22 protein-coding genes are annotated in these 21,665 nt (G+C 43.1%); 19 read left to right on the top strand and 3 right to left on the bottom strand.

Annotation, left to right across the window (positions count from 1 at the left end):
* Position 1 precedes the first annotated feature (1 nt).
* From miaA to C9J40_RS14955, 8 genes are all read left to right on the top strand, one after another.
* Entirely contained in the window at positions 2 to 937 is a 936-nt protein-coding gene (miaA, locus tag C9J40_RS14920; RefSeq protein ID WP_045129185.1) for a tRNA (adenosine(37)-N6)-dimethylallyltransferase MiaA, read from the top strand.
* Between the two features lie 86 nt (positions 938 to 1,023).
* Entirely contained in the window at positions 1,024 to 1,290 is a 267-nt protein-coding gene (gene hfq, locus C9J40_RS14925; protein WP_005372819.1) for an RNA chaperone Hfq, read from the top strand.
* Between the two features lie 28 nt (positions 1,291 to 1,318).
* A complete protein-coding gene (gene hflX, locus C9J40_RS14930; protein ID WP_005372817.1) occupies positions 1,319 to 2,608 on the top strand; it encodes a ribosome rescue GTPase HflX in 1,290 nt (429 codons plus the stop codon).
* Between the two features lie 54 nt (positions 2,609 to 2,662).
* Positions 2,663 to 3,829 carry an FtsH protease activity modulator HflK gene (gene hflK, locus C9J40_RS14935; protein ID WP_107208003.1) on the top strand — a complete coding sequence of 389 codons (1,167 nt, stop codon included), beginning with the start codon at positions 2,663 to 2,665 and terminating at the stop codon, positions 3,827 to 3,829.
* A 2-nt stretch (positions 3,830 to 3,831) separates the two neighbouring features.
* Positions 3,832 to 4,833, top strand: coding sequence for a protease modulator HflC (hflC, locus tag C9J40_RS14940; protein WP_107208004.1), 1,002 nt, complete (start codon positions 3,832 to 3,834; stop codon positions 4,831 to 4,833).
* 73 nt (positions 4,834 to 4,906) lie between these two features.
* Positions 4,907 to 5,101 (top strand): DUF2065 domain-containing protein, encoded by a 195-nt coding sequence (locus C9J40_RS14945; protein WP_105061373.1) that lies wholly within the window; start codon positions 4,907 to 4,909, stop codon positions 5,099 to 5,101.
* Positions 5,102 to 5,222: 121 nt separating this feature from the next.
* The gene (locus C9J40_RS14950) at positions 5,223 to 6,539 is read left to right on the top strand and encodes an adenylosuccinate synthase (protein WP_107208005.1); all 1,317 of its coding nucleotides are present in this window, start codon (positions 5,223 to 5,225) and stop codon (positions 6,537 to 6,539) included.
* Positions 6,540 to 6,721: 182 nt separating this feature from the next.
* A complete protein-coding gene (locus C9J40_RS14955) occupies positions 6,722 to 7,351 on the top strand; it encodes a tetratricopeptide repeat protein (RefSeq protein WP_107208006.1) in 630 nt (209 codons plus the stop codon).
* 76 nt (positions 7,352 to 7,427) lie between these two features.
* On the opposite strand, the gene hmpA is transcribed toward C9J40_RS14955, so the two are convergent.
* Positions 7,428 to 8,630, bottom strand: a complete 1,203-nt coding sequence (gene hmpA, locus C9J40_RS14960; protein WP_107247328.1) for an NO-inducible flavohemoprotein — start codon at positions 8,628 to 8,630, stop codon at positions 7,428 to 7,430.
* Positions 8,631 to 8,734: 104 nt separating this feature from the next.
* On the opposite strand from hmpA, the gene nsrR reads away from it, so the two are divergent.
* The 7 genes from nsrR (at position 8,735) to rplI (ending at position 14,331) form a co-directional block, all read left to right on the top strand.
* Positions 8,735 to 9,169, top strand: coding sequence for a nitric oxide-sensing transcriptional repressor NsrR (gene nsrR, locus C9J40_RS14965; RefSeq protein WP_005372804.1), 435 nt, complete (start codon positions 8,735 to 8,737; stop codon positions 9,167 to 9,169).
* A gap of 139 nt (positions 9,170 to 9,308) precedes the next feature.
* Entirely contained in the window at positions 9,309 to 11,867 is a 2,559-nt protein-coding gene (gene rnr / locus C9J40_RS14970) for a ribonuclease R (protein WP_107247329.1), read from the top strand.
* A gap of 3 nt (positions 11,868 to 11,870) precedes the next feature.
* Entirely contained in the window at positions 11,871 to 12,605 is a 735-nt protein-coding gene (gene rlmB, locus C9J40_RS14975; protein WP_005372799.1) for a 23S rRNA (guanosine(2251)-2'-O)-methyltransferase RlmB, read from the top strand.
* A gap of 290 nt (positions 12,606 to 12,895) precedes the next feature.
* A complete protein-coding gene (gene rpsF, locus C9J40_RS14980; RefSeq protein ID WP_107208009.1) occupies positions 12,896 to 13,285 on the top strand; it encodes a 30S ribosomal protein S6 in 390 nt (129 codons plus the stop codon).
* Between the two features lie 9 nt (positions 13,286 to 13,294).
* Positions 13,295 to 13,597 (top strand): primosomal replication protein N, encoded by a 303-nt coding sequence (gene priB, locus C9J40_RS14985; RefSeq protein WP_005372796.1) that lies wholly within the window; start codon positions 13,295 to 13,297, stop codon positions 13,595 to 13,597.
* A gap of 15 nt (positions 13,598 to 13,612) precedes the next feature.
* Positions 13,613 to 13,840: a 30S ribosomal protein S18 gene (gene rpsR, locus C9J40_RS14990; protein ID WP_002539422.1), complete on the top strand. Its 228-nt coding sequence runs from the start codon at positions 13,613 to 13,615 to the stop codon at positions 13,838 to 13,840.
* Between the two features lie 38 nt (positions 13,841 to 13,878).
* Positions 13,879 to 14,331, top strand: a complete 453-nt coding sequence (gene rplI, locus C9J40_RS14995) for a 50S ribosomal protein L9 (protein WP_005372794.1) — start codon at positions 13,879 to 13,881, stop codon at positions 14,329 to 14,331.
* 95 nt (positions 14,332 to 14,426) lie between these two features.
* On the opposite strand, the gene C9J40_RS15000 is transcribed toward rplI, so the two are convergent.
* Positions 14,427 to 15,185 carry a YdiY family protein gene (locus tag C9J40_RS15000; protein WP_107208010.1) on the bottom strand — a complete coding sequence of 253 codons (759 nt, stop codon included), beginning with the start codon at positions 15,183 to 15,185 and terminating at the stop codon, positions 14,427 to 14,429.
* A 249-nt stretch (positions 15,186 to 15,434) separates the two neighbouring features.
* Between C9J40_RS15000 and C9J40_RS15005 the strand changes: the two genes are divergently transcribed.
* The 3 genes from C9J40_RS15005 to C9J40_RS15015 are packed head-to-tail and all read left to right on the top strand — an operon-like array spanning position 15,435 to position 19,236.
* Positions 15,435 to 16,832: a replicative DNA helicase gene (locus C9J40_RS15005; protein ID WP_005372791.1), complete on the top strand. Its 1,398-nt coding sequence runs from the start codon at positions 15,435 to 15,437 to the stop codon at positions 16,830 to 16,832.
* A 27-nt stretch (positions 16,833 to 16,859) separates the two neighbouring features.
* Entirely contained in the window at positions 16,860 to 17,939 is a 1,080-nt protein-coding gene (gene alr, locus C9J40_RS15010) for an alanine racemase (protein WP_107208011.1), read from the top strand.
* A gap of 28 nt (positions 17,940 to 17,967) precedes the next feature.
* Positions 17,968 to 19,236, top strand: coding sequence for a BamA/TamA family outer membrane protein (locus C9J40_RS15015; RefSeq protein WP_107247330.1), 1,269 nt, complete (start codon positions 17,968 to 17,970; stop codon positions 19,234 to 19,236).
* A gap of 64 nt (positions 19,237 to 19,300) precedes the next feature.
* Here C9J40_RS15015 and C9J40_RS15020 read toward each other — a convergent pair whose 3' ends face one another.
* Positions 19,301 to 19,720, bottom strand: a complete 420-nt coding sequence (locus C9J40_RS15020) for a secondary thiamine-phosphate synthase enzyme YjbQ (protein ID WP_005372784.1) — start codon at positions 19,718 to 19,720, stop codon at positions 19,301 to 19,303.
* A 255-nt stretch (positions 19,721 to 19,975) separates the two neighbouring features.
* On the opposite strand from C9J40_RS15020, the gene pgi reads away from it, so the two are divergent.
* Positions 19,976 to 21,628: a glucose-6-phosphate isomerase gene (gene pgi, locus C9J40_RS15025; RefSeq protein WP_105061366.1), complete on the top strand. Its 1,653-nt coding sequence runs from the start codon at positions 19,976 to 19,978 to the stop codon at positions 21,626 to 21,628.
* Positions 21,629 to 21,665 lie beyond the last annotated feature (37 nt).

Raw genomic sequence — 21,665 nt, forward strand, 5'->3', positions numbered from 1 at the left:
GATAACTAAGCCACAACCTCAAGCCATTTTTTTAATGGGACCAACAGCTTCGGGTAAAACCGATCTTGCCATTCGATTACGAGAGCAACTGCCTGTTGAGTTGATTAGTGTTGATTCTGCCCTTATTTATAAGGGAATGGATATCGGTACAGCAAAGCCAGATGCGCATGAACTTGCATTAGCACCGCATCGTTTGATCGATATTCGTGATCCAGCGCAAAGTTATTCGGCTGCAGACTTTCGTGCTGATGCACTGAAAGAAATGGCTGATATAGTTGCAGCAGGGCGAATTCCTTTATTAGTTGGTGGTACTATGTTGTACTACAAGGCTTTATTGGAAGGTTTATCGCCTTTACCTGCTGCAGATCTTGAGGTTCGCGCAGGGATTGAACGAGATGCTGCTGAGCATGGATGGCAAGCATTGCATGATGAATTAGTAAGGATTGATCCCGTTGCCGGAGCAAGAATTCATCCCAATGATCCACAGCGATTATCTCGTGCATTGGAAGTTTTCCGAATTTCGGGTAAAACTTTAACTGAGTTAACAAAAACTCAAGGTGAATCTTTACCTTACAAGGTTCATCAATTTGCAATCACTCCCATGGATAGGGCTGTACTGCATCAGCGAATTGAGCTTAGGTTCAATAAAATGATCGAGGCAGGTTTTGAGCAGGAAGTACGTGCGTTGCACGAGCGTGGTGATCTTCACCTTGAGCTTCCTTCTATTCGTTGCGTTGGTTATCGTCAGATGTGGGAATATTTGGACGGGAATTATGACTTAGATGAAGCGGTTTTCCGTGGTATCTGTGCTACCCGTCAATTAGCAAAGCGTCAAATTACCTGGCTTCGCGGTTGGAAAGATTTGACCTGGTTGGATAGTAGTGATGTGGATTCCGCGTTACAAACAGTCACAAACTCAGTTAGATGTGATGTTTGATTAACGTGTATACTCTGAACTGCTTTGCGTATTTTTAGTTTTTGTTCGTTGCTAATACAACTACAAACAAATAAGGAAAAGAAATAATGGCTAAGGGGCAATCTCTGCAAGACCCGTTTTTAAATGCGCTGCGTCGTGAACGAATTCCGGTCTCAATTTACTTGGTAAACGGTATCAAACTACAGGGACAAATTGAGTCTTTTGACCAATTTGTGATCCTATTAAAAAACACTGTAAACCAAATGGTATATAAGCATGCTATTTCAACGGTAGTTCCTGCTCGTCCAGTGAACCATCACCATGCAGGTGATCGTCCAGCAGGTACTGAACGTCCAGAAAAAACTGAAGAATAATTTATTCTTCCATTAAGGAGTTAATGGCTTGTTTGACCGTTATGAAGCCGGTGAACAGGCGATTCTTGTTCATATTAACTTCACGCAAGATGGGGAATGGGAAGATCTTAGCGAATTTGAAATGCTGGTCTCCTCAGCGGGCGTCAATACACTGCATGTTGTCACTGGCAGCCGTAAGACTCCGCACCCTAAATATTACGTTGGAGAAGGTAAGGCACAAGAAATTGCCGACGCGGTAAGAACAGCGGAAGCTGATATCGTTATCTTTAACCACTCCTTGTCTCCCGCTCAAGAGCGTAACTTGGAGCAAATTTGTCAGTGTCGTGTACTCGACAGAACAGGTTTGATCTTAGATATATTTGCTCAACGCGCACGTACCCATGAAGGTAAGTTGCAAGTCGAGCTTGCACAGTTACGTCATATATCAACCCGATTGATTCGTGGTTGGACTCACCTTGAGCGACAGAAAGGGGGGATAGGTCTGCGTGGACCTGGTGAAACGCAGCTTGAAACAGATAGACGTTTATTGCGCGATCGAATTAAAACAATTCTACGTCGTTTAGATAAAGTGGCTAAACAGCGTGATCAAGGAAGACGTGCGCGTAATCGTGCAGAAATTCCAACGATCTCATTAGTGGGATATACCAATGCTGGTAAATCCACACTCTTTAATCGGATCACCGATGCGGGGGTTTACGCCGCCGATCAACTGTTTGCAACTCTAGATCCTACACTACGTAAAATAGCAGTGGCTGATGTAGGTACAGCGATTTTAGCTGATACCGTTGGATTTATTCGACATCTTCCCCACGATCTAGTGGCAGCATTTAAAGCTACCCTTAAAGAAACACAAGAGGCTGATCTTTTACTTCATGTGGTTGATGCAAGTGATGATCGCTTCCGTGAAAACATTGAAGCTGTTGAAACAGTACTAGAAGAAATTGATGCGGGTGAGGTGCCTACTTTAATTATCATGAATAAAATTGATAATTTAGAGCATGCAGAACCTCGTATTGAACGAGATGAAGAGGGAGTTCCTCGTCGCGTTTGGGTTTCAGCGATGGAAGGGCAAGGCATTGACTTGTTATTCCAAGCACTAACTGAACGCCTCTCCGGTACGATGGTAGCGCATACCTTACGTGTACCCCCTGAAATGATTGGGCGTATCCGTAGCAAGTTTTATCAGCTGGGATGTATTTTACAAGAAGAATACGAATCAGACGGTTATTTGATGATTGATATTCGTTTGCCTTTGGCGGAATGGTCTCGATTACAAAAAAGAGAAAGTACTTCGTTAGATGACTTTATCGTTGCTTAATGGATTACTAGAGTGATAAAAACTGTCGTCATATCATATTGATGGAGTTCTATAATGGCGTGGAATGAGCCTGGAAACAACGGCGGCCGTGATGATAAAGACCCTTGGGGTAATAATAATCGCGGTGGACGTGAACAAGGACCACCAGATCTCGATGAGGTTTTTTCAAAACTAAGTCGTAAAGTTGGCGGTGTGTTTGGAAATAAAAAAGGGCCGAGTGGCAGCGGGAGCGCTGTTGGCTTGGGGGCTGTTGCCGTATTAGCTGCGGCGGTTTGGGGTTTTTCTGGTTTTTACACCATTGGCGAAGCAGAGCAAGGTGTTGTGCTACGTTTTGGTAAGTTTGATCAAGTTGTAAAACCCGGTCTGAACTGGAAACCAACGTTTATTGATGAAGTTATCCCAGTCAACATTCAAGCAATTCGTTCTCTTCGTGCATCTGGCTTGATGTTAACGAAAGATGAAAACGTTCTGAAAGTTGAAATGGATGTTCAGTACCGTGTTGATAACGCTGAGAAGTACCTATTTAGCGTAACGAATGCTGATGACAGTTTGCGTCAGGCAACCGATTCTGCACTTCGTGCCGTGATTGGTGATTCAACGATGGATCAGGCATTGACGACAGGTCGTCAGACTATTCGTGCGAATACTCAAGCAGCAATTGATAAAATTATTGCAAAATACGACATGGGTATCCGTGTTGTTGATGTGAACTTCCAATCAGCTCGTCCACCTGAAGCGGTGAAAGATGCATTTGATGATGCTATCGCAGCGCGAGAAGATGAAGAGCGTTACGTTCGTGAAGCAGAAGCTTACAGTAATGATATTTTGCCTAAAGCAACGGGTCGTGCTGAGCGTCTGAAGAACGAAGCTGAAGGTTACTCTGAGCGTGTTGTTAATGGCGCATTGGGTGATGTAGCACAGTTTGATAAATTGTTGCCACAATACCTAGCAGCGAAAGAAGTGACACGTGAGCGTTTGTATCTAGATACCATGGAGAAGGTGTACAGTAACACCAGCAAAGTGTTAATTGATACGAAATCAGGTGGCAGTAATAATATGATGTACTTACCACTTGATAAGCTGATGTCTCAGTCAAATCAAGCTGATAAGAAAACCGATAATTCAGATCGTTTAAGCGGTATTGAATTAGAAAAAGTAGAAACTCCAACTCCAGTTGCACCTGCTTCTCGTGCTGATACTGGCCGTCAAGGGAGATATTAATTATGCGTAAGTTAATGATCCCAGTAGTAGTGATTTTTATTGCTCTATTATTGATGTCAGTGTTTGTCGTAAAAGAAGGTGAGCGTGGTATCGTGGTGCGTTTCGGTCGCATCTTAAAAGATAACAATACTGAAATTGCCCGTATTTATCAGCCCGGCCTGCATTTTAAAGTACCAGTGTTTGACCGTGTTCATGATTTAGATGCGCGTATTCAAACTATGGATGATCAGGCTGATCGTTTCTTAACAGCTGAGAAGAAAGACGTGATCATTGATACCTATGTGAAATGGCGTATCAAAGATTTTGGTAAGTACTACTTAGCAACAGGTGGTGGTAATACATCAACTGCAGAAGCGCTATTAAAGCGTAAAGTAGTCGATAGCCTACGTGCTGAAATCGGTTCGAAAGAAATTAAGCAGATCGTGTCTGGAGAAGACAGCATTTCAACACCAACTACAGCGTCTGATATTGCACAAACTAAAGCGGCTAAAGCTGCTCTAGCGGTAATTGAAGGTGTAGTACCGGTGAAGGAAGTTGAAGGCCAGCGTGATAAAATCATGGCAGATGTACTTGAAGAAACGCGTGAAAGTGCGAAAGATTTGGGTATTGAAGTGGTTGATTTCCGAATTAAGAAAATTAACCTACCAGATGAAATCAGTGAGTCTATCTACCGTCGTATGCGTGCCGAGCGAGAATCAGTAGCGCGTAGTTACCGTTCGCAAGGTCGTCAACGTGCTGAAGAGTTACGTGCACGTTCTGAGCTTGAAGTAGCGACTGTTCTTTCTGAAGCAAAACGTAAAGCACAGGTTATTCGTGGTGACGCGGATGCAAAAGCGGCAGAGATTTACTCAAAAGCTTATAGCCAAAACCCAGAGTTCTACAGCTTCTGGCGTTCGCTTAAAGCTTACGAGAAGAGCTTCAACTCTAAAAATGATGTATTGGTTGTTGATCCTAACAATGAATTCTTTAAGTACATGAATCATTCAGAACTTAAAGCAAACTAAACCAATCACAACAGACATCTGTTATTGTAAAGACAAGGCCTCGGCCTTGTCTTTTTTTATGGGGAAAAGAAAAATGTCACATTCAATTTGGATGGCACTAGGCTTAGTATTAGTGGTTGAAGGCTTAGGGCCATTACTTGCGCCTCGCGGGTGGCGAGAGATGGTTAACCAGTTAAGCCAACAAAATGATAATAATTTGCGTCGTATTGGCGGCTGTCTGGTTGTTGCCGGTGCGGTTATTGCGTATATGATGTATAGGCAGATGTAAAATACATAGCACACAATGGTGACAATTAGCTTGCAGAAACGGTCTACACGGCTAAAAAATGACTGCAAGCTGAATGTTAAGGTGCTAGAATCCCTTTTTAACTACTGATAGATGAAGAAAGATGGCAAATAATGTAGTCGTTCTTGGCACCCAATGGGGTGACGAAGGTAAAGGTAAAATCGTTGACCTACTGACCGAAGATGCAAAATATGTGGTTCGCTACCAAGGCGGTCACAATGCAGGTCACACCCTAGTTATTGACGGTGAGAAAACAGTTCTTCACCTGATCCCATCAGGTATCCTACGTGACAATGTTAAATGCATCATCGGTAACGGTGTGGTGCTTTCTCCTGATGCGTTAATGAATGAAATGGGCCCACTAGAAGCACGTGGTATTCCTGTTCGTGAGCGTTTATTCCTGTCAGAAGCTTGTCCATTAATTCTTCCTTACCACATTGCTCTTGACCAAGCGCGTGAAGCTGCTCGTGGTAAAAAAGCAATTGGTACGACTGGTCGTGGTATCGGTCCTGCTTACGAAGATAAAGTTGCACGTCGCGGTCTACGCGTTGGCGATCTTTTCAATAAAGAAGCATTTGCAGAAAAGCTTAAAGAAGTGATGGCTTACCATAACTTCCAGCTTGAGCATTACTACAATGCTGAGCCTGTAAACTACGAAGAAGTGCTAGAAAAAGTACTTTCTCAAGCTGATATCCTAACGTCTATGGTTATCGACGTAACTAAAGAGCTTGATGATGCTCGTCTACGTGGCGACAAGATCATGTTCGAAGGCGCGCAAGGTACGCTACTTGATATCGATCACGGTACTTATCCGTATGTAACCTCTTCTAACACAACTGCTGGTGGTGTTGCTGCAGGTTCTGGCTTTGGTCCTCGTCACCTAGGTTACATTCTTGGTATTGCGAAAGCTTACTGTACACGTGTTGGTGCTGGTCCTTTCCCTACAGAGCTATATGATGGTCTAGACAAGCAAGATCCAGTAGGTAAGCACTTAGGTACTGTTGGCCACGAGTTTGGTGCAACAACAGGTCGTCTACGTCGTACCGGTTGGTTCGATGCCGTTGCTATGCGTCGTGCGGTACAAATTAACTCTATCTCTGGCTTCTGTCTAACTAAATTAGACGTACTAGATGGCTTAGAAGAGCTAAAAATCTGTACTGCATACAAAACGAAGACGGGCGAAATCTTAGAAGTTTCACCAATGGCTGCTGACGAGTACGAAGATCTAGAGCTTGTTTATGAAACAATGCCGGGTTGGAGTGAAACTACATTTGGTGCTAAGTCATTAGACGTGCTTCCACAAGCAGCATTAGATTACATTGCACGTATCGAAGAGCTAACAGGCGTTCCAATTGATATTATCTCTACAGGTCCTGACCGTAACGAGACAATTATTAAAGTTCACCCATACGGTGAATAATTATCGCTGATGCGAATTGATTTAAAAACCAGCTTTCGGGCTGGTTTTTTTATATCTAATTAAAATGAATACTGCCTTATTCGTATATTTTGGAAGTGATATCATTAATTAACGATAGAATGTTAGCTAAAGTCTTTAGGCTAGATGTCGATAAAAAGTTATCCCTAGCCTGAGATCTAATGATGAAAAAGCTTCCGATCTTATTATTGACTAGCCAGTTATTTATATCTGCCGCTTACGCATTGGATAATGTGGGAGATGCTGTTCCCATTTATAGCGATGATGAACTGATACAGCTTTTTGAAACGAACCAGCATTTAAAAAAAATAAAAGCTGATGATTGCCAGCTTGTACAAGATATTAAAGCGCGCGCTGAGCGAGTAGAGTCACCTTCTTATCAGTTTTTATATGGTGATATGTTGGCTTGGGGCGTATGTGTAGACAAAGATGTCGAGCAAGGTTTGTATTATATGCGAGCGGCTGCGCAGCAAGGCTCACCGGTAGCACTTGAACAATTAGGGCGTTATTATGCGAACGGAGTGTTATTGCAACAAGATAAAGAGCGTGCGATCCCATATTTACGAGAAGCTGCGGCGCTAGGAAATATTAAAGCGCGTCTTCAGTTAGCTGAACTATTAGTGTCAGATCATGGTAGTCCACTTGATTACGAAGATGCTTATCGCTGGCTGTATCAAACCACGACGGCGAATAAATCGTTATATAACCAACTGAATACGTTACGTCGAAAATTAGAATTACGTATGCCTGAAAATATTATTGCTCGGGCAAAACAACGTTCAAGTTTATGGTAACCTGTCCCAAATAATCCAGTAACCAGATAAAAAAGCACAGCATTTCGCTGTGCTTTGTTGTATTAGCTGCGTTAAGTTATAGGACTTTGTGTGGGCCGAAACATTCGTAGTGAATACGATCTTCAGATACACCTAATGCTAATAGCTGTTTAGCGATATATTGCATGAAGGCAACAGGACCACAGAAGTAAAAGTGCATGTTTTCATCTGTTAGCTGTGGTGCTATCGTGCTGAGATCCATCAAACCTTGGTAGTCATAATCTTCGGCAGGAAGATCGCTATCAAGTGGTGCGTTATACCAAGTGATATCTTGAATGTGATTGTGCTGCTGCGCGAGTGCTTTTACCTGTTTTTTGTAGGCATGATGTGCGCCATTTTCTGTGGCATGTAGCCAGTTAACAGGTGCTTGGTGATCTGTTAGTGATTCAAGCATTGAAAGTGTTGGCGTTAAACCCACACCTGCGGAAAGTAATGTGACAGGTGTGTTTGCTTCAACATCTAAGAAGAAGTCACCAGCAGGGGCGGCAAGCATTACTTTATCGCCAATATTGATATTGTTATGTAAGTAGTTTGAAACTTTACCGTGAGATTCACGTTTTACTGAAATACGGTACTGATCTTCTTGTGGCGCTGAAGATAAGCTATATTGACGGATTTCTTGGTTCTCTAATTCGTCAGCATTAAGGTAGATCCCCAGATACTGCCCAGGTTTATAGCTTGCGACCTTACCGCCATCTGTAGGTTTAAAGGTAAAGCTCGTAATAAATTCGCTGTCTTGTTGCTTGTTGGTTACGACGAACTCACGAGTGCCACGCCACCCACCAACTTTATTCGCATTTTCTTGATAGATTTCTTCTTCACGATTGATGAAAATATTAGCCAGTAAACCATAAGCTTCAGCCCAAGCGTCTAATACCTCTTGTCCTGGCGCTAATAATTCATCAATGGTGGCGATAAGGTGAGAGCCAACAATATTGTATTGCTCAGCGGTGATCATAAAACTGGTATGTTTGTGAGCAATCTTTTCTACTGCAGGTAAAAGCACAGCAAGATTTTCGATATTATTGGCATAAGCACAAATGGCATTAAATAACGCTTTTTGTTGGCTAGAAGGTTCGTTATTTTCCCCATTTTTTTGGTGGCTCATGTTAAAAACATCTTTTAGCTCAGGGTTATGGTTAAACATACGTTGATAGAAATGTTGGGTAACCATAGGGCCTGCTTCTGCAATGACAGGAGCTGTTGTTTTAACAATATCGATCGTTTTTTGACTAAGCATGAGCACTTCCTATAAACATGTATTTATAATGTATGTTATAAGTTGTATCTGATCTGTATCTTTTAGTCAATAAGAAGATTAAAATAACAACAGGAGGAGCCATTGTGCAGTTAACTAGTTTTACCGATTACGGCTTACGAGCTCTGATATATCTTGCGTCGCTACCAGAAGGTGAGCTAACAAGTATTACGAAAGTGACAGAAATATACAATGTGTCACGTAACCATATGGTTAAAATAATCAATAAATTAGGTCAATTAGGCTATATCGAAACGGTGCGCGGAAAAAATGGTGGTATTCGTTTAGGTAAGTCAGCTGAATCTATTATTGTTGGCGATGTCGTACGTGCAATAGAACCGTTACAGATTGTTAATTGTAGCCTTGATTTTTGCCATATAACGCCAGCTTGCCGATTAAAAGGTGTGCTTGCTGATGCAAGAGAAGCATTTTTGGCTGAGCTAGATAAATATACCTTGTTAACCTTAGTTGAAGATAATGCGCCGTTGCTGAATTTATTAAGCAACCCTAACAAGTTATAAAACATCATTTGGTTATACGTTTAATTAGCATATTCCTCCCAAAATTTAGTGGAGCAGCAGTCTTTATAGCGCTGCTCCCGTCTGATCACCTAAAAGCCAGATATACCTCAGGTATAGGTTGGCCTACAGGAAAAATATAATGTCTAAAGGTACTACCGATTTACCGGTCGACCCTTTTCGCGATCGCGAAGCATCTAATTATGAAAACCCGATCCCAAGCCGTGAACACTTACTTGAAGTGATTCGTGGTTTTAGTGCCCCGGTGAGTCGTGACCAGTTATTTGCTGAGCTAAAGCTAGAAGGCGATGATCACTATGAAGGCTTACGCCGTCGTTTACGTGCGATGGAGCGTGATGGCCAGTTAATTTTCACCCGTCGTCAATGTTATGCGTTGCCTGAACGTTTAGATTTGATCAAAGGTTACGTTATGGGTCACCGTGACGGCTTTGGTTTCTTACGCCCTGAAGGTTCGCTAGGTAAAGACAATGATTTGTTATTACCGCATCACCAAATGCGTGGTGTGATCCACGGTGATTACATTTTGGCGCAAGCGGGCGGTGAAGATAAGCGTGGTCGTAAAGAAGCACGTGTTGTTCGTGTGTTAAAAGAAAGCACAGCTCAGATTGTTGGCCGTTTTTTCCTTGAGGATGGCATGGGCTATGTGGTGCCAGACGATTCTCGCATTGCTCAAGATATCATTATCCCACAAGACGTTCGCCAAGGCGCACGTATGGGGAATGTTGTGGTTGTCGAAATTAACCAACGAGCGACGCGTCAACACAATGCTGTTGGTCGTATTGTAGAAGTACTGGGCGAAAATATGGCGCCGGGTATGGAAATTGATATTGCGTTACGCACCCATGATATTCCGCACGTATGGCCATCAGAAGTTGATAAAGAAATTCAACATTTGACAGAAGAAGTGCCAGAAGAGGCGAAAAAAGGCCGTGTAGATTTACGTCAATTACCACTGGTCACCATTGATGGCGAAGATGCTCGTGACTTTGATGATGCGGTTCACTGTGAGCGTACTACATCAGGTGGCTGGCGTTTATGGGTTGCGATTGCCGATGTGAGTTATTACGTCCGTCATAAATCAGCACTTGATAACGAAGCCGTTAAGCGTGGTAACTCTGTTTACTTCCCTGCACAAGTGATCCCAATGTTGCCGGAAGTACTCTCGAATGGTTTATGTTCACTAAACCCGCAAGTTGATCGCTTGTGTATGGTGTGTGAAATGACCATTTCTGACACCGGTGAGTTAACAGGTTACAAGCACTACGAAGCGGTCATGAATTCTCACGCTCGTTTGACTTACACCAAAGTCAGTAAAATGCTTGAAGGCGATGAAGAACTTCGTCAGCGTTATGAACCACTTGTTCCGCATTTAGAAGAGCTTTACAGCATGTTCAAAGTGCTGAAAGCAGCACGTGAAGAACGTGGTGCGATTGAATTTGAAACGGTTGAAACTCAGTTCATTTTCAATGCAGATCGTAAGATTGACCGTATTGTGCCTGCTGTGCGAAATGAAGCGCATAAGATCATCGAAGAATGTATGATTTTAGCCAATATTGCCTCTGCACGTTTTGTTGAAAGTGCCAAAGAGCCAGCATTATACCGTGTTCACGATACCCCAGGTGAAGAGCGCCTACAGGGCTTTCGTGATTTCTTAGGTGAACTAAGCTTACATCTTGGCGGTGGTTTAGAGCCTACACCAAAAGATTATGCAGAGCTGGCAAATGCGATTCAAACTCGAAAAGATCGCGAGTTGATCCAAACCATGCTGCTACGCTCAATGAAGCAGGCGGTATACCAAGGTGACAATATTGGACACTTTGGCTTGGCATTAACTGAATATGCGCACTTTACCTCGCCAATTCGTCGCTACCCTGATTTAACGCTGCACCGCGCGATTAAATACTTAGTTGCGAAGCAAGCAGGTAACAGTGGTAACACAACACCAACGGGTGGTTTCCATTACTCATTTGATGAAATTGATGCATTAGGTGAGCAATGTTCAATGACTGAGCGCCGTGCTGATGACGCAACGCGTGATGTCTCTGATTGGCTTAAATGTGAATACATGCAAGATCACTTAGGCGATGAGTTCGACGGTGTGATTGCCAATGTGACAGGTTTTGGCTTCTTTGTTCGCTTAAACGAATTGAACATTGATGGCTTAGTTCATATTTCAAACCTAGCGAATGACTACTACCAGTTTGATCCAGTAGGTCAACGCTTGGTAGGTGATAGCTCAGGTGTGGTATACCGTTTAGGCGATACCGTGAAAGTGAAAGTGGCATCGATTAACTTAAACGATCGTCAGATTGACTTTGATATTGTTGGCGCTGAGCGTAAGCAACGTGGCGCAGGTAAAACGGCTAAGAGTCATGAGAAAAAACAGCGTTTACGTAAAGCCGATGGTCTACGTCGTCAAAGCCTGAAAGTGTACAAATCAGAAGATGGCGTGGCAAAACAAGAAGAGCGCAGTGAATCAAAACGCGAACGTTCTTCGGTACGTAAAAAGCTAAAAGAAGGCGCAATTCCACTGGCGGACGAGAAGAACAAACCGAAGCCAAAGAAACGCCGTAAGCCAACGGATGAAAAACCGAAAGCTGAGACAAAAAAGAAACCGAAATCTCGCAAAAAGAAAAAGCAACGTGCGGGAAAAGCCGAACGCGCAGCAAAGAAGAGTTAAACCATGAGTAATGATATGATTTTTGGCATCCATGCCGTGAAAGCCGTGCTGGCATCTGATCCAGTTCGTTTTATTGAAGTCTTTGTACTGAAAGGACGAGAAGATGATCGTTTACTGCCGCTAGTAACAGAGCTGCAGTCACTAGGTATCACGATCCAAGAAGCAGGGCGTAAAGCACTTGATGACAAAGTTAAAGGTGCTTCTCATCAAGGTATCGTTGCTCGTGTTCGTCCAGGTAAGCAATACAACGAGAACGATCTCGATGATTTATTGGTGGGTAAAGAAAATCCATTATTATTGATTTTAGATGGTGTGACTGATCCGCATAACTTAGGCGCATGTCTACGTAATGCGGATGCTGCGGGTGCGGTTGCTGTTATCGTCCCGAAAGATCGCTCGGCACAGCTCAACGCAACGGCAAGTAAAGTTGCCTGTGGCGCGGCTGAAATCATGCCATTAGTACGTGTGACTAACTTGGCGCGTACCATGCGTGCACTGCAAGATAAAGGTGTATGGATTGTCGGTACGGCTGGTGAAGCAACGCATGATATTTACCAAAGTAAGCTGACTGGCCCATTAGCGATTGTGATGGGTGCAGAAGGCGAAGGTATGCGTCGTTTAACCCGTGAAACCTGTGATGATTTGATCAAAATTCCAATGGCAGGTTCGGTATCAAGCTTAAACGTATCAGTTGCAACAGGTATCTGTTTGTTTGAAGCGGTACGTCAACGTAGCTAATATGTTACTGACAACAGTAAAGAAAGTTGCACATTTAACCTGGTATCAGTAATCCCACACCCTTATTCGGTTTAACTGGATAAGGGTGTTTTTATTGGGATAGACAAACAGTCAAGATAACTTGCCAGTGGGCAGGAAAAACCTTGGCGTAGAGCACAGAATTTTCTTGCTTCAATTGATCATTCTCTGTACTATCCATCGTCCAAATTCTCGGTTCTTTTTTTAGTTCCTTGCTTCCCCAGGATAACCGAGCCGACAAGGGAAGCTGAATAATCCGTAAGGAGCAACCTATGCGTCATTACGAAATCGTATTCATGGTGCACCCTGATCAAAGCGAGCAAGTTGCTGGCATGATCGAGCGTTACACTGCTGCTATCAAAGATTCTGGTGGTCAGATTCACCGTCTAGAAGATTGGGGTCGTCGTCAAATGGCTTACCCAATCAACAAACTGCACAAAGCACACTACGTTCTAATGAACGTTGAAGCTGAGCAGTCTGTAGTTGACGAGCTTGAGTCAAACTTCCGCTTCAACGACGCAGTGATCCGTAACATGATCATGCGTACTAAGAACGCTGTTACTGAGCCATCTCCAATGATGAAGGCTAAAGAAGAGCGTTTCACTAAGCGTGAAGATCGTGCAGAAAATGCACAATCTGAAGGCGAAGCAGCTGCTGAGTAATTTGTATAAATGACCAATCGTCTGGAGTTAGTTGGCACTATTGCTAAACAACCCAAACGAAGCCAGTCTCCTGCGGGCATACCTCATTGTCACTTTGTGCTTGAGCATCGTTCGATTCAACAGGAAGCAGGCCTACCACGCCAAGTATATTGTTATATTAACGTGGTAGTCAGTGGCAAAGGTCAACAAGTACTCACTCAAGATTTAGTTATCGGAAGCAATGTTAAGGTAGGAGGGTTTATCTCTTATCAAACCGGCCGTAACGGCATTGGTAAATTAGTATTGCACGCCGATCACATTGACATAATTTAGATCAGGAGATAGCCCATGGCTCGTTTCTTCCGTCGTCGTAAATTCTGCCGTTTCACTGCAGAAGGCGTACAAGAGATTGACTACAAAGACGTAGCAACTCTAAAAAACTACATCACTGAAGCTGGTAAAATCGTACCTAGCCGTATCACTGGTACTCGCGCTAAATACCAGCGTCAGCTAGCTCGCGCTATCAAGCGTTCTCGTTACCTAGCACTTCTACCGTACACTGACAAGCATCAGTAATCGGTAGTAGTTTTTAGACTTTTATAGAGGACAAGATAATGCAAGTTATTCTACTTGATAAAATCGCTAACCTAGGTAGCCTTGGCGACCAAGTTAACGTTAAAGCTGGCTACGCTCGTAACTTCCTTATCCCACAAGCTAAGGCAGTAATGGCAACTAAAGCTAACGTTGAAATGTTCGAAGCACGTCGTGCAGAGCTAGAAGCTAAAGTTGCTGAGCAACAAGCTGCTGCTCAAGCTCGTGCTGAAGCACTAAACGCACTAGAAGCAGTAGTAATTGCTTCTAAAGCTGGTGACGAAGGTAAACTATTCGGTTCTATCGGTACTCGTGACATCGCTGATGCAGTTACTGCTGCTGGCGTTGCACTTGTTAAGAGCGAAGTACGTCTACCTGAAGGTGCACTACGTACTACTGGCGAATTCGAAGTTAGCGTTCAGCTAAATTCAGATGTATTCGCAACTGTTAAACTAAACGTTGTTGCTGCAGAGTAATCGCTTTTAGCTTTAATAGAAAAAAACCAGCCTTCGGGCTGGTTTTTTTATGTCTGAAATATGAGAAAAAACAACGTTAGCGTCAACCCTTAGCTTTACTTCATACTGTAAATCAGGCTAACAATCGTACTAGAATCGAAGTTTTTCATATTGTTAGGTACCCAGGTGTAATAGGTATAGTTAAAGCCAATACTCAATGCGATGTTATCGGTGATGGAGTTGGTTAGTGATAAATCATTTTGGATCGTAGTATTACTTTTACCAGCCACAATATTGGTTTTATTTTCCAAGGAAAGTGTTTTAAGCGGTTTCCATGTCATGGTTAATGAGCTTTGTAAAACAGCTTCATTCACTACTTCTGGTTTGACTATATCACCATCAATTTCATCTAGGTTAGGATCTTGGTGGCGAAAACCAGGACCGATATCGACCAAGGTTTGAAACGTTTCATAGCTAAAGAGACGATAACCGATACCAGCAGAAGCCAGTGAATCAACATAATATGGACCATAGCGATCATCAATATAGCTGCCGCTACCATATAAGTAATAGCCGTCACGGATCAGCATTTGTGATTTCAAATTGGCTGAAATCTTACGTTTATCTTCTTCGCCATTTTTCTTCGCCATTAGTAGGCTAGTATCTGCGTTAGTTTTATAACGACCTTTGATATATTGCAGATCATAATTAGCGTTTAGCGTCTGTGAATCTGAATTACCAGCAAGTGCTGTAAACCCAAGCCCCACCTCACTGGTAAAGTGAGAAGGCGAGACATCTTCTTCGATATCTTGATCGTCAGCAGCATAGGCTGCAGTATTGGCAAGCAGCAATAATGTCAGTAGGTATCTTGCCAAAGGTCCTCCCACGGCAGGTGTTGTAAATTGAGTGTTATTGATGATAAGTATTATGCGCTCGCATTCTAACCCAAATTTGTCAGCTTTTGGTTAGGAATCGTTACGCTTGACTGTTAGTTAATTTAAAAAGGCGCATAATTAAATAACCATCAGGTTTGAGGCGAGTCGTAAGTTTATGACTGCTCAGAATCGAATGTATGGGGTATACTACTATGCTTCATTCTTGTTCTTGGCTAATACGCAATTTCTATGGCAGATAATAGTAAACCGAAAAAACCAAAAGATAATCAAATGGACGCCATTAAGATGCCGCCTCACTCTTTAGAGGCTGAGCAATCTGTTCTTGGTGGTTTGATGCTGGATAACGAAAAGTGGGACATGGTGGCTGAAAAAGTCGTTGCCAATGATTTCTACAGTCGTCCACACCGGATTATTTTTCAGGCGACAGCGGCACTATTAGAAGCGGGTCAGCCGCTAGATTTGATCACCCTGTCTGAAAACCTTGAGCAATCAAGCACTCTTGATGATGTCGGCGGTTTTGCTTACTTAGCTGAACTGGCAAAAAATACACCATCTGCGGCAAATATTTTAGCGTACGCTGATATTGTCCGTGAGCGTGCACTTATTCGTGACATGATTGGTGTGGCAAATGAAATTGCCGATGCCGGTTATGATCCACAGGGCCGCACCAGTGAAGACTTACTGGATATGGCTGAAAGTAAAGTCTTTGCGATTGCAGAGCAACGTACCAACGATAAAGAAGGCCCACAAAGTGTTGATACGATCTTAGAAAAGACCTTAGAACGTATCGAGATTCTATACCAATCGCCGCAAGATGGCGTGACCGGTGTATCGACAGGTTTTACCGATCTCAATAAAAAAACCGCTGGCCTTCAAGGTTCAGATTTAATCATTGTTGCGGCACGTCCATCGATGGGTAAAACTACCTTTGCGATGAACTTATGTGAAAACGCCGCAATGGAGCAGGAAAAACCTGTACTTATTTTCTCGTTAGAGATGCCAGCTGAACAGATCATGATGCGTATGTTGGCGTCACTTTCGCGAGTCGACCAAACTAAAATACGTACCGGTCAACTCGATGATGAAGACTGGGCACGTATATCATCAACAATGGGTATTCTGATGGAAAAGAAGAATATGTTCATTGATGATAGTTCGGGCTTAACACCAACGGAAGTCCGCTCACGTGCCCGTCGTATTGCCCGCGATAACGGCGGTTTAAGCCTTATAATGATTGACTACCTTCAGTTAATGCGTGTACCTGGTTTGCAAGATAACCGTACATTAGAGATCGCTGAAATTTCCCGCTCGTTAAAAGCGCTGGCAAAAGAATTAAACGTACCGGTTGTTGCCTTGTCGCAGCTTAACCGATCGTTGGAGCAACGTGCCGATAAACGCCCTGTTAACTCAGATTTGCGTGAATCCGGTGCGATCGAGCAGGATGCCGATTTAATTATGTTTATTTATCGTGATGAGGTTTATCACGAAGATAGTGCCCTGAAAGGGATCGCTGAAATCATCTTAGGTAAGCAACGTAATGGTCCTATCGGTACCGTCCGTTTAACCTTCCAAGGCCAGTTCTCTCGCTTTGATAATTATGCAGGCCCCGCCTACGATGAAGAGTAAGCGTAAGAATATTATTTAGGATTTTGGATGAAAGCTGCAACCGCACATATAGATACTGAAGCATTAGCCCACAATTTGGGGTTAATCCGTCATCATGCACCAAATAGTAAAGTTTTGGCGGTCGTAAAAGCCAACGCTTATGGGCATGGCTTACTTCGAGTTGCTCAAACGCTTACAAATGTTGACGCGTATGGTGTTGCTCGTATTGAAGAAGCATTAATTTTACGTGCAGGTGGGATCGTGAAACCTATTTTATTATTAGAAGGGTTTTATGCACCGAGTGATCTTCCAGTATTAGTGACCAATAATATTCATACTGTGGTTCACTCGATTGAGCAATTGGAAGCATTAGAGCAAACAGAGCTTGATAACCCAGTGCGAGTCTGGGTTAAAATTGATACCGGTATGCACCGCTTAGGGGTACGTCCAGAAGATCTGACGGATTTTATGGCGCGTTTACATGCCTGTGAAAATGTCGCAAAGCCACTACGTTTTATTAGCCACTTTGGTAATGCAGATGATTTAAGCTCTGATATTACATTAAAGCAGTTAGATACCTTTTTGGATTTGACTCAAGATTATCAAGGTGAGCGTTCATTAGCCGCCTCTGCGGGTATTTTAGCGTGGCCTGATAGCCAGCTAGAATGGATTCGCCCAGGGATCATTATGTATGGTGTTTCACCATTTAATGAGTCTGAACGTTTTGCTTCGGCTTATGACTTAAAGCCAGTGATGACATTAACCTCTAGCCTGATTGCTGTACGTGATGTTAAAAAAGGTGAACAAGTCGGTTATGGCGGTATTTGGACAAGTGAACGAGATACCAAAGTTGGTGTGATTGCGATTGGCTATGGTGATGGTTATCCACGTACCGCACCTAACGGCACGCCAGTGCTTGTTAATGGTCGTATTGTGCCGATGGCTGGGCGTGTATCAATGGACATGCTAACGGTGGATTTAGGGCCCGATGCTCAAGATAAAGTTGGCGATACTGCCACATTATGGGGCGAAGGATTACCTGCTGAAATTGTAGCAGAGCACATTGGCACGATTGCGTATGAATTGGTTACTAAATTAACACCACGGGTTGCGATGGCATATACGTGATGATTTAAATATTGGACGAAAAGCTTTAATGGAAGATATAAAATTAAAAGCCGTGGCGTATGCTGCGGCTTTGTTGGTTTCAGTAGATATTTATGCTGAAAATGAATTGCTTGATATTGAGGGTTCTGAAACGGTAGAAAAGACGGATTCAGATATTGCCGCAGTACCCTTTATGTTTTCTACCGATAGCATGGGATTGTCTATTGGTGCCGCAGGTGTGGTCAAAAAAGCAGGGCAACCACAAGCTTCACTATTAGTGGCTGGATTGGTGACAGATAAAGGTACATGGATGACGTATCTGGGGGCTTACAATTACGCGTTATCCGCCGACAGCCGCTGGCTATTTGGAGTAGAGCTTTACAGTGGTGATTATAAAGATTTTAATTACTATGTAGGAAAAGCGACCCAAAATGATTCCCACCTCGATGATAGGATCATTGCCGATGCGCAAGAGTCACTGTACCAACTGAGTGCGCGTTATATTTTGCCTATTGGCCAAGGTAAGCATGATCCTATTCAATCTGCGCTTTATCCTAACCGTCAATTAACGGGTCATACGCCATGGGAAAGTGGCGTATCGTCAATAGATTTTCGCCCGTTCTATCAATCTCGTCAGTTTGCTAAAAACACACCGAACCCACCTTCTGATTTTTCACATAATGACAGTGTGTGGGGGCTAGAAACGCGGTTTGAATGGAACAACCGAAACAATACTGCGAATCCAACTCAAGGCAGTAAAAGTCAATTTAAGCTGACATATGCGCCTGATACTTCAGATCAAACAAGCTGGTGGAAATGGGAAATCAACCAAAGTTGGTATTTGAATTTAGGCAAGCTGGATAACTTATTTGATCAGCAAGTCTTGGCGTTTAATGTGTATACCGCCGATACCCCAAGTTGGAATACAACGGATTCAAAGCATGGTTATCATCGTCCACCTGAATATGCAGGAGTCAAACTGGGGGGCTTATATCGCTTGCGGAGTTTTCAAACGGGGCGATATGTTGGGCGATCTGCAATCAGCTACAGCGCAGAATATCGCGTGATGCCAGATTGGCAACCTCTGAGTGAATGGCCTGTCTTTAATTGGTACAGCGTGCCTTGGTGGCAGTGGGTCGCATTTGCTGATGTTGGTCGTGTTGCGGATAGTTACAATCTCTCTGAGTTGCATTCAGACATGAAATGGAGCGCCGGTGGCGCTGTACGTTTTCAAGTCGAAGGTGTTGTTGTCCGAACCGAAATGGCGTGGGGCAGTGAAGAAAGTACCTTTAGAGTGATGGTTAACCAGCCGTTCTAGTCTTAAATATAAAGCACTTAACCATCATTGTTAGGGATAAGTGCTTTTTTGTCTCTTCAATATACTATTCGCCTTGAATAGTGATCACGACTTGGCGAGAGCCGCCATGATCACGGTGCTCACCTAAATAAATACCTTGCCATATACCTAATGCTAAACGTCCTTGTGAAATAGGGATCGAGATACTATTACCTAACAATGAACTTTTAATATGTGCCGGCATATCATCATCTCCTTCATAGGTATGTCGATAATAAGGCGCGCGTTCTGGTACAAAATGATTAAAGTGTTTCTCCATATCATGACGTACCGTAGGATCGGCATTTTCATTAATGGTTAAGCTTGCCGAGGTGTGTTGAAGAAAACAATGGACTAATCCAACGCTTAAAGGTCGGATCTCATGTAAATGTTGCGCTATTTCCTCAGTGATAAGGTGAAAACCGCGCTTTTGAGGAGTAAGATTAATTGTTTTTTGATACCACATGGCTATTTACCTATAGGTTTAACCTTTTAGTTTGATTAGTTATTCGCATTATTACATTGATGCGAAATACAGGTATGATGCATTCCAAGTTTTCGTGATTTACCGCAATGACGACCTTTTTCTTTTCGCGGCATCATCACAAGTGATCAAAATTATAAATAAGCCTGCCATCATAGGCTAATGAGCAAAATCGGGGATCTTTCGCAAACAGTGTATGGGCGCGAAAGGTAAACATAACAAAATTAGGATATTTTTATGTTGAAGAACATCAACCCAACGCAAACTCAAGCGTGGCAAGATCTAACCGCACACTTTGAACAAGCTCAAGATTTCCAATTAAGCGACTTATTTGCTAATGATAGCGCTCGCTTTTCTAAGTTTTCTGCGCAATTTGGCTCAGATATCCTACTTGATTACTCTAAAAACCTTATCACTGAAGAAACGCTAACTAAGCTGTTTGCTCTTGCAAAAGAGACAGAGCTAGATGCTGCTATTGCAGATATGTTTAGTGGCGAGAAAATTAACCGTACAGAAGATCGCGCAGTCCTTCACGTAGCACTACGTAACCGTAGCAACACACCAATTATGGTTGATGGCGAAGATGTGATGCCTGCTGTGAATGCGGTACTTGAGAAGATGAAGTCTTTCTCTGATCGCATCATCAGCGGTGAATGGAAAGGTTACACAGGTAAAGAAATTACCGATATCGTGAACATCGGTATCGGTGGCTCAGATCTTGGCCCTTACATGGTATCTGAAGCGCTAGGTGCTTATAAAACACGCCTAAACATGCACTTTGTTTCTAACGTTGATGGCACGCACATTGCTGAAACGCTAAAAGATCTTAACCCAGAAACAACATTGTTCTTGATCGCATCAAAAACCTTCACGACTCAAGAAACCATGACTAACGCGCTATCTGCACGTGACTGGTTCTTAGCAAAAGCAGAAGATAAAGCACATGTAGCGAAACACTTTGCTGCGCTTTCAACAAACGGTGAAGCCGTTGCTGAATTTGGTATTGATACTGACAACATGTTCGAGTTCTGGGACTGGGTTGGCGGCCGTTATTCACTATGGTCTGCAATCGGTCTATCAATCTGCTTATCAGTAGGGTTTGATAACTTTGTTGCGCTACTTGATGGCGGCCATGCAATGGACAAACACTTTGCAGAAGCACCATTAGAACAAAAGCTACCGGTTATCCTTGCGCTTATCGGTATCTGGTACAACAACTTCCACGGTGCAGAAACAGAAGCGATTCTTCCTTATGATCAGTACATGCACCGTTTTGCAGCGTACTTCCAGCAAGGTAACATGGAGTCAAACGGTAAATACGTTGATCGTGGCGGTAACCCAGTGGATTACCAAACAGGCCCAATTATTTGGGGCGAACCTGGCACCAATGGTCAACATGCTTTCTACCAGTTGATCCACCAAGGTACGAAATTGATCCCATGTGATTTCATTGCTCCTGCGATTAGCCATAACCCATTAGGCGATCACCATCCAAAATTAATGGCGAACTTCTTCGCGCAAACTGAAGCACTAGCATTTGGTAAGAGCCGTGAGAAAGTTGAAGCAGAATTCTTTGCTGCGGGTAAATCACAAGAAGAAGTGAATGAACTAGCAGAATTTAAAGTATTCGAAGGCAACCGCCCAACGAACTCAATCTTAGTGAAAGAAATTACGCCTTATACACTCGGTGCATTGATTGCGCTTTATGAGCACAAGATTTTCACTCAAGGTGTTATTTGGAATATCTTTAGCTTCGATCAGTGGGGCGTAGAGCTTGGTAAACAACTGGCTAACCAAATCCTGCCAGAGCTAAACAATAAAGAAGAAGTATCAAGCCACGATAGTTCGACTAATGGTTTGATCAATGCATTTAAACAATGGCGAGCATAATCTTAGGCTAATGTACTAAGTTATATGTTTGTATAAT

The organism is Photobacterium sp. GB-72 (assembly GCF_003026095.1).
In the GTDB taxonomy this organism is placed as follows: Bacteria; Pseudomonadota; Gammaproteobacteria; order Enterobacterales; family Vibrionaceae; genus Photobacterium.